This is a genomic window from Nonomuraea sp. NPDC004186, assembly GCF_053603495.1.
The window spans coordinates 20,217-31,834 of record NZ_JBSGFQ010000136.1 but is presented as its reverse complement, the minus strand read 5'-3'; the positions used below and the strand labels follow the sequence as shown (position 1 = coordinate 31,834).

Annotated in this window: 8 protein-coding genes; 2 read left to right on the top strand and 6 right to left on the bottom strand. The window is 62.6% G+C overall.

Annotated elements, in window-relative coordinates; translation table 11 throughout:
• The 3 genes from ACWEPL_RS56095 to ACWEPL_RS56085 form a co-directional block, all read right to left on the bottom strand.
• Positions 1 to 835, bottom strand: an 835-nt coding sequence (locus ACWEPL_RS56095) for a restriction endonuclease subunit S (protein ID WP_452441448.1), incomplete at its 3' end; no start/stop codon positions are given.
• On the bottom strand, positions 832 to 2,589 hold the full coding sequence (locus tag ACWEPL_RS56090; RefSeq protein WP_452441446.1) for an N-6 DNA methylase: 1,758 nt from the start codon (positions 2,587 to 2,589) through the stop codon (positions 832 to 834). The genes ACWEPL_RS56090 and ACWEPL_RS56095, both read right to left, overlap by 4 nt.
• A 254-nt stretch (positions 2,590 to 2,843) precedes the next feature.
• The gene (locus ACWEPL_RS56085; RefSeq protein WP_452441445.1) at positions 2,844 to 4,103 is read right to left on the bottom strand and encodes a hypothetical protein; all 1,260 of its coding nucleotides are present in this window, start codon (positions 4,101 to 4,103) and stop codon (positions 2,844 to 2,846) included.
• Between the two features lie 516 nt (positions 4,104 to 4,619).
• Here ACWEPL_RS56085 and ACWEPL_RS56080 point away from each other — a divergent pair.
• The gene (locus tag ACWEPL_RS56080) at positions 4,620 to 5,117 is read left to right on the top strand and encodes a hypothetical protein (RefSeq protein WP_452441444.1); all 498 of its coding nucleotides are present in this window, start codon (positions 4,620 to 4,622) and stop codon (positions 5,115 to 5,117) included.
• Between the two features lie 8 nt (positions 5,118 to 5,125).
• Here ACWEPL_RS56080 and ACWEPL_RS56075 read toward each other — a convergent pair whose 3' ends face one another.
• Both ACWEPL_RS56075 and ACWEPL_RS56070 read right to left on the bottom strand, forming a co-directional pair.
• On the bottom strand, positions 5,126 to 5,419 hold the full coding sequence (locus ACWEPL_RS56075) for a hypothetical protein (RefSeq protein WP_452441443.1): 294 nt from the start codon (positions 5,417 to 5,419) through the stop codon (positions 5,126 to 5,128).
• 2 nt (positions 5,420 to 5,421) lie between these two features.
• Complete coding sequence (locus ACWEPL_RS56070; RefSeq protein ID WP_452441442.1) at positions 5,422 to 7,179, bottom strand: hypothetical protein; 1,758 nt, start codon at positions 7,177 to 7,179, stop codon at positions 5,422 to 5,424.
• Between the two features lie 891 nt (positions 7,180 to 8,070).
• On the opposite strand from ACWEPL_RS56070, the gene ACWEPL_RS56065 reads away from it, so the two are divergent.
• Positions 8,071 to 8,655, top strand: a complete 585-nt coding sequence (locus ACWEPL_RS56065) for a hypothetical protein (RefSeq protein ID WP_452441441.1) — start codon at positions 8,071 to 8,073, stop codon at positions 8,653 to 8,655.
• Positions 8,656 to 9,485: 830 nt separating this feature from the next.
• On the opposite strand, the gene ACWEPL_RS56060 is transcribed toward ACWEPL_RS56065, so the two are convergent.
• Positions 9,486 to 10,460 (bottom strand): DUF4360 domain-containing protein, encoded by a 975-nt coding sequence (locus ACWEPL_RS56060; protein ID WP_452441439.1) that lies wholly within the window; start codon positions 10,458 to 10,460, stop codon positions 9,486 to 9,488.
• Positions 10,461 to 11,618: the final 1,158 nt, after the last annotated feature.

Below are 11,618 nucleotides of genomic sequence, written 5' to 3'. Positions count from 1 at the left end.
CAACATCCCCCCCATTGAGGCGGGACTTGGGGTTTGCGTCGTCCCCTTCAACGGAGATGTACACCAAGTCACGAGTAGAAACAGAACCTCGGTTGATGTTGAGGCCGCGCAAGGCAGGTATGCCGTCCTCTACATACCACCGGGAAGGCTGCACGACGATGCCGACGGTGACGTCCCGGACTACGCGTTTCAGCGGCTGCTGAGCCTGAGCGTCGAGGAAGGCGGCACCGATGACTGCCTCGCGACGCTCGCGGAGCATCTCGACCAGGCGCTGCTGTTCCTCGATAAGCGTGTCGATGCGGACGGTCTCGCGGTCGAGGTAGTCGGCGATGGCGTGCTGCTCGGGCAACTGAGGCAGCAACCATGGTCCGTCAGCCAATTCCTCCCGGTTGACTTTTGGCATCTTCACACGCATCGACATCGCGGTGGCGAAGTTGTGGAACGGCTTCGCAGACAAGAAGTAGCGAGCGAACCGCGTGTCGGCTCTGTCTGACAGCGAGATTGCGTACATGTCCGCGCTGCAAAGGCAGTCCTCGACAGCGATTGCCACCTTGTTCAGAGCTGGGCGGATCTTGGAATAGAGGACCTGGCCAGCGGTGACCACATACTTTCCGCTGTCAGCACCTTGCTCCGCTGCGGTCTCACGTCCTAGGAGTCGACCGGTGCCCGACTCGATGTGATTTGGAGCAACCAGCACCATGCCAGACCACGGCTCCACTCGGGGATCGACCTGGCCACTGTTGATGAATACCTCGTAGCGGAAGCGGGACTCAACCCAGTCCTCCGGAATCCTGCCGAGCCAAGGCGAAGCGGCGTTCTTATATGCCCGTCTCATCCTTCAACCTCCCGCAGCAGATCGATGATCTTGGCGACCTGCTTCTCCAAGTCGGCATCGATCTCGGCGAGAGGCCGGGGCGGAACGTACTTGTAGAAGTGGCGGGTGAAGGGAATCTCGTAGCCGGTCTTGGTCTTGGCCCAGTCGATCCAGGCGTCGGGAACATGAGGTTTCACCTCTGTGTCGAAGTATGCCTGGATGACCTCGGCATTGGCCGCAGGGCCGGCGGTCGAGCCGCCATAGGTGAAGGGCACGTTCTCGGCGTCGCGCTTCTTGGAGTCAGGCTTCAGCTTCCCCTTGCGGTCGACGACGGGCTTGCCGTCCTCATCCAGAAGTGGTCGCTCGACGGTGATGGTCCAGTAGCCGAACTCATCGTTGCGCAGCACCTTCGAGAGGTCCGGGTCGGCGTCGGTGAAGTCGGCGTACAAGCGGAGGACCTTAGCGCGGTCGTCGTCGCTGAGCTCACGGTTCTTGTTACCAAGGTTCTTGCGCATCTTGGTCCAGAACGATGTGCCGTCGATGAGCTGAACTAGGCCCTTGCGGTCGGGATGCTTGGTGTTGTCGAGGATCCAGATGTAGGTGGCGATGCCGGTGTTGAAGAACATGTTGGTCGGCAGCGCGACGATCGCCTCGACCAGGTCGTTCTCCAGCAGCCACTTGCGGATGTTGGACGGGCCGGACTCCGCGGCCCCGTTGAAGAGCGGCGAGCCGTTCATGACGATCCCTACCCGGCCGCCACCGTCCTCGGGGGCGCGCATCTTGTGCGCCAGATGCAGCAGGAATAGCATCTGCCCGTCCAAGGTGGATGGCAGGCCCGGCGCGAAGCGGCCGTACGGGCCTGCCTCGTCGCGCTCCTTGGTGACGGCCTTGGCGTACTGCTTCCAGTCGACGCCGTACGGCGGGTTGGACATGCAGAAGTCGAACTGGCGGCCCTTGAAGGCGTCGTTGGTGAGCGTGTTGCCGAAGGCGATGTTGGACGCGTCGTGGCCCTTGGCGAGCAGGTCGGACTTGCAGATCGCGTACGACTGCGGGTTGTACTCCTGGCCGTACAGGCTCAGCCGGGCGTCCGGGTTCTGTGCGAGCAGGTGCTCCTCGGCCAGGGCGAGCATGCCGCCGGTGCCAGCGGTGGGGTCGTAGAGGGTGCGGACGATGCCCGACTCGGTCAGGGCGGCGTCCTTCTCGGCGAAGAGTAGGTCGACCAGCAGCCGGATCGCGTCACGCGGCGTGTAGTGGTCACCGGAGGTCTCGTTCGCGGCCTCGTTGAACTTGCGGATGATGTACTCGAACGCGTCCCCCATGTCGGCATTGGACACGACATTGGGGTGCAGGTCGACGGCGCCGAAGGACTTCACGATCTCGCGCAGGAGACCGGCCTTCTCCAGGGCGATGATCTCCTTCTTGAAGTCGAAGTACTCGAACACATCGACATCGGCGGAGAACCGGTCGATGTAGTCGACGAGGTTGTCCTCGAGCCCGTCCGCGTCCTTCAGAAGGTTGGCGAAGCTGTACTTCGAGATGTTGTAGAACAGCCGGCCGGTGGCCTTCTTGACCTCGATCCGGAGCCGATTCGGGTTCTGGTAGGCCGCGGCCAGGTCTCGGACGGTCTCGCGGTCCGGCTCCAGGATGCAGTCGAGGCGCCGAAGGATCGTGAACGGGAGGATCACGTTCCCGAACTGGTTGGGGCGGTAGGGACCCCGAAGCTGGTCGGCGATCGACCAGAGGAAACTACCGAGCGTGCTCACAAGGCTCCTCACGAGAATCACTCAACGTGCAGGGTTACGCTGACCCACTGCGGTAGCGCGGCCCGGGCAAGGCAACGCACGTCCGCTGACGGGGCGTCATGAAGCCATCTTCGCGCACCTCGGCCTCCTACGTACTCGGGAGTCAGGCGGAATTCCAGGCCTGACGACAGGCTGGATGTCAAGGTGCTGCGTGCGCATCAGGGCCTCCACGGAACCCGGGCGGCGGTTCAGTTGACACCATCCGCCTAACCTTGGCAAGGACAATCTCATCTGCTGCTGTGGACCCCGCTGAGGCGGATACGCATCTGCGCGAGTTCTTCCTCTGGCATGCCCATCCATCCGACTCGGACGGCGTACACGATGAATCCCTCGATCGCCAGGATGCCGCGACGAGCCTCCTCAACCTCTTGCGGAGCCCCGCTGTCGGAGTGCTTCAGTTTCTGCAAGCGTGCTCTGGCAGTAGTTAGGCCAACGACCGCCATCTCACTGAAGACGAACGACTCGTCCGGCTCTTTCCCCATGTAAATGAAGCAGAGGGCCTGCCCTCGCTTCGTCGGACGAACTCTTCCGGACTGATCGGCGGTGTAGAGAAGATCGGGTTCGTCTGGCCGGTACGTGGACACCCAGGAGATCACCTGGACTTCACTGTACGCATCCCTGAGAAGCCGGTCGACGAACTCGACCAGAGAGTTCGCTGCCTGTGAGACGCCATCAGCGGAGTGATCAAGAGCATCGCGCGCTCCGCGAACCTTCCGGCTGAGCTGCTCGCTGAGTTCAAGAAGGACTTCGCTGGATCGGCCAGAGAGGACTTCGTGTACGCGCTCGGCGATGCTCGTGATGTCGTCGGCGATGTCTTCGACGAGCGGCTCCAACTCCTCGACCCGCTGCGTCATGGTGTCCACCGGAAGGTCCAGCTGGAAAATCTTGTCGACCGCTTGATCCACCACGAGGACGGTCCGCAGGAGGGACTCGCTGAACCGACTGAAGCCCTTGATCTGTGCAATCTGCTCCCGCGTGACAAACGTCATGCAGTTGTCCAAGGCGAGCGCCAAGGGCATGAGGCTTCGGATCCCTCGCCGCACTCCAACCGCCAGGGCCGCGCCATCGACCTTCACAGCTCGGATGAGCCGCGTGTACTTCGCTTCCCCCAGAAGCTTGTGGACGAAATCCTGGAACCCAGGCGACTTGAACTTCCGGGTGATAGAGCCTGGGTCTTGCGACAACTGCTCAAGGCCCTTCAGGGTGGCCTGGACCTGCGGGTTGAGCTCGTCGACCAGGCCGTTGAGATCGTTCAGGCGGTCATGCCACGGCCGACAGTCGGTGTCATCGATCAGGAGCCGGACCGCGGCGATGAAGAAGTCCACCACCATGATGGTCGCGTTGGGAAGGCCGAGGATGCTTCGGACCTTGGGGTCAAGTGTGGCGAGCTCCCTTGCAAACTCCGATCGTCCCGAGAGCGTGAGAGTAGATCCGCTCTGCCCTTCCTGATCGGCGATGGCGCACCTCCTGATCGAGACCTTCCTCACAGTTTGCACTCCAGCACCGACAGTTTCCTTCCGATTTGGTGGCGGTAGAAGATGCCTCCGAACTATTGGCCCTCCTTCAGGTAAGCGTTGGCCTTTCTGGCCTCCCAAACCGCGCTGACCTCCGTATCTTCGAGGACATAGGGGTTCGCATTCGCCAGAGCGCGGGGATCTGCGGCTCTCCAGCGAGCACGGGACATGCGCGGGATGATCAAGCGAAGGGCGAAGGCCCCGTAGAATGTTCCTGCAGGCCAGTCCTAGTAAGAGCGCAGTACCGGCCCCCGGGTCTCCTAAAGCGGGTGCCGCAGTTCGAATCCTGCCGGGGGCAGCAGGTCCGACCAGCACCAAAGCGTCCTTGACCAGTGGAAACGTCGGTCGAGGGCTTTGATGTGTCCGGTGGTGTAGGGCTGTCACCGATTGTCTGCGGATGATCGTGCCAAATATGTGCCCAAGTGCCGGCACATAGCGCGCACGCATACGAGGTGTACGCCGAAGTGGGGGTTGGGTAGTGTCCGTGGCGTGCGCCAGGGTGCCCGCAAGTTATCGATTGCCACGATGCTCGTCTCGCTCTTGGTGGTGACGGGCTGCACGGGGGACGCCGACCCACCCACGTTGGACGAGGCGACGAAGCAACTCATCGCGGACAGCGACAAATTGCTCGCCTCCAGAGAGTTGGCCGCCACAGGATCCGCCGCCGCGACCGAAAGAGCAGATCGGGACAGCGAAGTGGGGTGCTTGAAGGGCCAGGTGCAGCGGCTTTTCCGCGCTCAGGGCGACCTCACCGGCCCCCCCTACGTCCACTCACCATCGAACGTGGCCGGTTTGATGGCGAGTTGGCTGCAGTTACGCGGCTACAACATGATTGTGGACGACGCCGATCTTGGCGACGAGAACCTCGGCGCAGCCGTCCTGCAGAACCCGCAGACCGGCATCACCTTCTTCGTGACCGTACGCAATGGGCAGAAGCCCCACATCATGATCGTGGGCAAGACCAGCTGTTATGAACGCGACGGCTAGCGATCTCTCTAGGTGGGCATCTGCGTGGCCTCGGCACGCGCGGCCTGGGCTTGCTTGCGGAGACGGTCGGCGGTGGATGTGCAGTCGTTCCGGAGCAGCTCAACCTCACGCGCCAGTTGCATGGCCTGCGTGATGAAGCGCCCCGAGGCCGGTCCCTTCCAGAACGCATCGGCACCCTGCGGCCTGGCCAGCGTGCCGGCGAACACCTCGGCCAGTTGCGCAGCGTACCGGGTGAGGTCGGCGGCGAGTTGTTCCTTCTCGGCGGCCTGTTGAAGCAGCTGGGTTTGGCTGGGGATGGTCATGCTCAGCCTCCTCTGGCTTCCAATGCCTTCTTCAAACTGTCGAAAAGCCTGCCGCGGATCGCCATCCGTACCTCATTCTGTTGCTCTTCGGTCAACGGCTTCTGACCATGCTCGGCGAGCGATGCGTTCACCCACTGGACTTGTTGTCGCACGATGGCGTCCGCGACGGTCTCGGCCGTGGCCGGGGTCTTCTTGTCGAGGTAATCCGTGATCAATCCTTTGAGGCCGTCCTTGGCCTCATCCAGCGCGACGTCTCGGCCGGTGGCCGCCATGGCGTCTTCGATAGGCCAGTATTTGTTGGACAGCCAGGAGATGGGAATCAGCGCGACTCCGGCGAGCCAGTCCGCGTACTCATCGTCAGTCCACTCCGCGTAGGTCGAGCCCGCCAGCATCATATTGGCCGCGCCTCCAGCGAGCGCCGCGCGGGAAGTGAACTCGCGCTGGGTGGCTTCGTCGCCGAAGGGCCTGAACCGGCCGATGTCCATGTCCACGTTGTAGTTCTGCGCCGCTTTCATCAGCGTGTTCGCCGCGTCCTTGTCCTGCATGAGCCCGCCCATGAACCGGGACGCGGTCTCAGGGTCGAGACCGTCCCAGGGCGGCCCGGGGAACAGCCGGGTCAGCTCCGGCGAGTCACGCTTGGACTGTCCTCGAGCGAGTTGGTCGAGATAAGGCACGACGTTCTTGGCGAGGGTCTCGCTGATCGGCGAGTCCTTGAACGTGCCCCACGAGCCACCTATCCACGGGCTGTCCTCGGCGCCCATCGCCCGAATGATGTTGACCCACGCCTGGGCGCGCACGCTGTCCACTCCCGCGCCTGGTTTTAATGCTTTGTCCAGAACTCCGGCCATCTTCTTCTCAAAGTCAGGGATGCCGCTCATCCGGGCACGCTGCGGATGCAATAACCAGCCTGCGGCATCCTTGTTCTCGGCCAGCAGCGTCTGTAACGCCTGAGGATTGGCGTCATATGCCTCCATCAGCACGTTCAGATTCCAGTTCTGGCTTGTCGGGAGATCTGCGGTCAGTGGCCGGCCGAGTACCCGAAGCGCCACCTGATTGAGGAGCCTGGTCGATGGCTTGGACATCGCGACCAGCGCCGTCAACACGCCGGGCTGAGTCGTCTTGATGAACTTCTCACCCCACTCCTCACCCAGTCTTCCCGCGCGTTCGGCATTGGCGTAGGCCTCGGCCAGCGGGCCAAGAGCCTCCTTCCCCTCCTTAAGCAGGCTGGGTGGCACTCCCTTGTCCATGGCCGGACCCTTGTTTTTCATCCAGTGCATGAACAGCGCGCGGAACTTGTCCGGCCCGAGAGCGGATAGCAACGCAGCGGCGTAGGCGGGGTCGCTCAATTTCTGCTTGGTCGCCGCCGTGGCGGCGGTCACCTTGCGCCAACTCTCCGGCGAGTTCTCAATCTCATACTGCTTGAGCGCCCCGGCGATCGACGTCGCGTCGGCTTTCCCTTGACGGACAGCCTCCTCTTCGCTGTTGAACGTGAACACCCCACCGAGCGAGCCGTTTCCCCCCGTCGGAACCATCTGCTTGAGGGTGTCCACGCGCCATTTCAAGTCCCGCTGCGTGTCGTCGAAGAACGCCCAAGACCGATGCATGGCGGTCACCCCCTGCGTACCGGTCCACGACGCGCCAGCCTCAGCGATGGCCGCTTCAAGGCCGCGGCGGGTACGGCCCAGGACCTCCTTGCCGGTCTCCATCTGGCGAATCAGCTGGTCTGCTCCGCGAGGATCGATCCCGACGAACTCCCCCATGCCTCCTCCCGGAGGGTGTGACTACACGGCAGGAGTCAAGCACACCAGCCAATCCCGGTACATAACCCAACACATATCCATAAACAATAGGAATTCATAACGAGGGGAAATGTCAGGATGGCATGCCATTTGGGCGATTAGTGTAATTTTGATACTGATCTGGGCAAGAGGAAGCGGTAGGCGCTCAGACGTCCTGCCCTATTCAGCCGGGTCCACCTGACAGTCAAGGGTGGCTGCCGCGGGGCTTCCGTTCCTCGGGCCTGGCGGCCCTGCGGTACGGGTCCCCTTGCCACTGGATAAGCGGGCTGGTCGTCTGGCGAACAGCGGGGGCAGGAGGGGCCAGTCACTGCTCCACGGCTGACGGTGGGTCCAGGATGGTGCACGCTTCGGGCGGTCCGCAGGTGGATCTTGCTAACACCGATGCTAACAACGGCCCTGGATGACCATGGACAGTGGTGAAATCTGCGTAGACAGATATCGCTTCCACCAGGCATTTCTGATGCCCGTAGACGCTCGTGGACGATCTCGAACTGGCTACGGATCAGAAGGCGGCACAGTGGCTGAAGCCGTGACGATCGCGGACTTCGGTGCCCGTCATACGGGCTGGGGCGATCGCCGGCAAGGCCCTCCTCCGTCGGGTCTTGCCACCGGGTGACCATGGCAGCGGTGACAGCAGCACTGACAGCAACGTCCCCATATGCCGACGCATCTGCGCCACCGTCCACACGCGCCTGAGCACGGTCTCGATCGCCCGAGCAGGGCGATCGGTCCGCCTGAAAAGCGGACGGTCAGGTCCGGAAGTGAGTGGTTGGGACAGACCACTAGTAATGTCCCCGCCAGCGCCGTTGCCGAGTTGGTGCCTCCCGGCGTCCAATTGGCTAGCCTTTTTCGGTGAGCTTCGCCAGCTTTGCCCGTAGGGTACGTGATCCTGCCTTGCCTTACCGATGGCGGCTGTCAGCGTTCCGGTCCTGCGTGCAGTTGTATCGGCCACTCGGATTCGAGGCGACGCTGAGTTTCCTCGAGTTCCAGGCCGGGAGGTTTCAACACGATGAGGCGGCACTGCTTCAGGCGCTGGACGCTATCGAGGCCAGCCGCGCTGCCTGGCATGCCGAGCTCCACGCCTACGCGACAAGGCGTCGGGAGGCCAAAATGCAAGGCCGGCGATCTCCGCGTGCAGAGGAACCAAATCCCAACCTTCAGGTTCGCTGGTACTGGTACGGCAATCCCCGGAAGGCCGCGTTGCTCGCATTGCGGTTTTGGCGCCGCCAACGCTTCCCTCGTCTGCTGCCCTCCTCGGACCCCGTTCTCCTGGAGATCACCATATGCGTCAGCGAGTGCCTGGACTTCGGCGCCGTCTTCACGGAAGCGCAGCGCGACCTCCTCAGCATCCGATTAAGCGAGATTGAGCAACGTCTGCACTCGGCGGATCTCCTGCTCGTCGTTCGGCACATCGAGGTGGCATCGGGTTTGAGGTAGCTCGAAGCGGCGAGAGACCGAACCGTGCGGTTGAGGCGATGGGTTTCGGCCGGCGCATCGTCAGACGGTGCTGCCGTTCGCGCGGTGCCGTACAGCAGCCAGATACAGCAACGCTGCCTCACCCAATCAAATGCCACCAGTCTCCAACTACCGCTTGAGCAGGGAGCGGAAGGCTCTACGTCGTGACCGGCTCCCGTTTGCAAGCAGGAAGTCAGGAGTTCGAATCTCCTAGGCTCCACCTGGGAAGACTCTCCCTCGCCGATCACTGTGAGGCGAGGGAGAGTAACAAACTGCGTGACTACCGCGTCCGTGGTCACGCATCTGTCGCCTGTGGTGACCGCCCTCCTGAAGCGATCGTCCTCCGCGAGCCGCTCACGGTCCCCATGGTCGCGTGCTCGATGGCCTAGCCATGACACGCGAAGTGCAGCAAGCGAACAACCCCCTACCTGGGTGATGGGTATGTCAGCTTGGGAACCCGATTTTGTGCCTGATCGGGGCCTTGCCCTCGCTCAGAAGTTGGACTCTGGGTCGCCACTGCTCACCGAAGCTGACCGCGGCGGATCGCACGCTGGTCGCACTCCTGCGCCGGATCGGCTCCCGGGCGATGGTGAAGGGCGGCCGGCTTCCGCCCGGTGTCCTTGGTCGGGCCGGGAGCGAGGGGGCCCGTACGCTGGCCGGGCGGGTCGCGCAGGTTCCTTCCTGCCCGCAAGTGTCCGACCTGGGTCCCCTCGCTTCGGGACCCGGCGCGGCCAAGGTGGGTAAAGCAGGTCGCCCGGCTCCGACCTCGACTGTTTCGTCCCGAAGCCACATCACCGGAGCGTCGACCTGACTCAGCAGGAGGTGGTCGTCTCGGCCACGCAGGAATCGGTGCCCGGCCCGCCGTTGGCGGTGTCGGTGCCCGGCCCGCCCAGGATCCGGTCGTTGCCGGCTTCGCCGTCGAGGGTGTCGTTGCCGTCGTCGCCGCTGATGTCGTCGTCGCCGTTGCCGCCGAAGACGGTGTCGTTGCCGGCACCGGCGGCGATCCGGTCGTTGCCCGCGAAGGAGAGGATGACGTCGTCGCCGCCCAGCGCGGCGATACGGTCGGCGAACGGTGACCCGCAGATGACATCGGCGCCCGAGGTGCCGACGATGGTCTGCCCCGAGGTGGCGGTGCGCCGGTCGATGGTGCAGCCCGGTCCGTTTTGGAGCGTCCCGTCGACACTGTTGGTGTTGAAGTAGCCGCTGCCGGTCTTTGCGGGGTTGTTGGTGAGGACTAGGCGCGTTTCCCCGTTCAGCGCGCGGGTTTCGCCCTGCGCCGACGCCACGTCGTCGTGAAGCAAGATCCGGTCGGAGAAGAGGTACGTGTCGTCGTGTGGCCCCGAGATCTGCGAGCGAACCGACTGAGCCGGGACGGGAGCACCGCGGAAGTCGTAGCTTGCGCTCTGCGTCGCGCTCATCCCTGCTTGGTCCATGAGCGCGTAGCCCTGGTACGAGAACTTGGCGGTGGAAAGCGAGCTCCCCGGCGGCGTATGCACGTTCAGCGAGAGCGTGCATTCCTTATCCGAAGCATCACCACCAGGTTCGATGAGCGTCTCGTATGAGCTGAATGCAACGGTGAACGACTTCCCGTCGGGGCTGATCGCCGCCTCCCATGTCCCGGGCGGGCACCCGTTTCCGTTCGCACTGACGCTCGAGATGTATGCCTCGGCCGGGTTGGGGGCAGAGGATGCCGCGACCGCGGGCGTCATGACTGCTGCGGTGAGGACGGTGGCGGCGAGTGTACGTGCGGCCAGCTTGGGGAGTGTTTTGCGCATGATGAATGGCATAGGGCATTCCTTTCCGTGGTGAGCATTACCATCGAGAACGTCAGGTAATTTCCTGAGGCTCGTTGACCTGTGTCAGATCGAGCTCGTGAATGGTGTCGCGGTAGCGCGGATGCTAGAGTTGTTCTTTCTTTCGCATACGCCCACACCGCTGCGATAGTGCGACAAGGGAGATACCCCAGCGTCAATCATGAAAGACGCACGCACGTTTATAAGCGGGCAAATAATCAGCAAGGAGCGAAAGGAGGGAGTGTCCTTGATGTCCGAATATCAGCCATTAAAATGGATATTATTCTGACGCGTAGCTCCCGAAAGATCCGATACGCGCAGATATGCCGTGATTCCGAGAATCTGGCCCCTGGCGCGGCGGTGGGCCGGGGGCAGCAACCGTGCCATATTCGGGCGACCTTGAGCGGCCGTTAATGACCCTGCGAGCAGCGCAAACGACCTGTAGCGATCTCGCTGCCGAGATTTCGGGACGAAAAGGCAACAGTGTGGCATGGGGCAGCTCTTCGGCCGGTCCCCCAACGGCGGCGCGCGTGCGGGCAAGCAGCACTTCCCGAACCTTGTGAGCCGCCGACTTCAGGCAGGGCAATCAGCGCGCGAGGAAGTCCACCGGGGCACATATACACGCGGTCGGCGGCTTACCCTGGTGCGTCCGGCCCGGTATGGCTGTTCCTGCCCGGCGAGGAGATGATCACTGCGTCTTTCTGGCAAGCTGGCCTGACCGATGTCTTCACGAGTGCCGATGATATGCAGAATCTGTAGTGATCTCAGCAACTTAGGGTTAGGTATGAGGGTCGCGCCAGGCGTCTTAGGCAGGCTCATAGCAGTTCCATAGCCATAGTTAATCGCAATATTTTCTGGCGCTAAGACAGAATTGAGCAAGTGCCCCATCAGGCACGCCATCCTGATCACCAGACGCGTCCAGCCTGTATGCCCAGGCAATCGCCCCTTGACCGAGTATGCACAGTGAATGCACGATATCCGTACGAGGCAGCAGCTGATTTATCCTGATGAATTTCTTGACAGCCTCATCCCGGGTCCATCCGGCAAGATCCGTGGCCACAATGGCCGAGAACAGCGGATTAGATACATGATGAGTGCATGCAGATCCTGATGATTTTCGACCAGTCGATCGCAGGATGACGGCGGGCGCCT

What these genes read in the sequence shown, in the direction of transcription:
- ACWEPL_RS56060 (WP_452441439.1), bottom strand. Translation starts at nt 10,460, where the DNA reads ATGCCATTCATCATGCGCAAAACACTCCCCAAGCTGGCCGCACGTACA.
- ACWEPL_RS56070 (WP_452441442.1), bottom strand. Translation starts at nt 7,179, where the DNA reads ATGGGGGAGTTCGTCGGGATCGATCCTCGCGGAGCAGACCAGCTGATT.
- ACWEPL_RS56075 (WP_452441443.1), bottom strand. Translation starts at nt 5,419, where the DNA reads ATGACCATCCCCAGCCAAACCCAGCTGCTTCAACAGGCCGCCGAGAAG.